Here is a 730-nt window from a genome sequence, read left to right as displayed (position 1 = left end):
CGCCAAGGCATCCACCATGTGCACTTATTCACTTGTCCCTATAACGTTGGCCCCTGCATGAGTATCAGGGAACGTCATAAGTCAAGAATACTGCTTGTGTGATACAACAATTACTACCCTAAGAATGTGCTTTCGCACACGCTTAAAAAAACTTTACTTCTTCCAGATTGTTAAAGAACGAGAACTACACTTATCTAAACTCGCTGCCAGTTCATTACTGAGCGGTTTTAGATAAATGCAGTGAACAGTAACCAGGTGAATGGTGGAGGATGACGGGATCGAACCGACGACCCCCTGCTTGCAAAGCAGGTGCTCTCCCAGCTGAGCTAATCCCCCGTGGTACTACGATAACCATGGTGGGTCTGGTTGGATTCGAACCAACGACCCCCGCGTTATCAACACGGTGCTCTAACCGACTGAGCTACAGACCCGAACTGTTCTCGTTGCTCTTTGCAACAGCCGATAAGCGTGGACGCTTGATGATGGAGTCTAGCTCCTGGTGCTACTCTAGAAAGGAGGTGATCCAGCCGCACCTTCCGATACGGCTACCTTGTTACGACTTCACCCCAGTCACGAATCCTACCGTGGTAAGCGCCCTCCTTGCGGTTAAGCTACCTACTTCTGGTAAAACCCGCTCCCATGGTGTGACGGGCGGTGTGTACAAGACCCGGGAACGTATTCACCGCGGCATGCTGATCCGCGATTACTAGCGATTCCAACTTCATGTAGT

At 50.4% G+C, this 730-nt stretch carries 2 tRNA genes and 1 rRNA gene; all 3 read right to left on the bottom strand.

Annotated features, from left to right (window positions below):
* Positions 1–260: 260 nt before the first annotated feature.
* A tRNA-Ala gene (locus B0920_RS25275) sits at positions 261–336 on the bottom strand.
* Between the two features lie 18 nt (positions 337–354).
* A tRNA-Ile gene (locus tag B0920_RS25270) sits at positions 355–431 on the bottom strand.
* An 80-nt stretch (positions 432–511) separates the two neighbouring features.
* A 16S ribosomal RNA gene (locus B0920_RS25265) occupies positions 512–730 on the bottom strand; the annotation flags it as partial.

It is taken from the genome of Massilia sp. KIM (assembly GCF_002007115.1).
In the GTDB taxonomy this organism is placed as follows: Bacteria; Pseudomonadota; Gammaproteobacteria; order Burkholderiales; family Burkholderiaceae_D; genus Telluria.
This window is presented reverse-complemented; position numbering and strand designations above follow the sequence as displayed.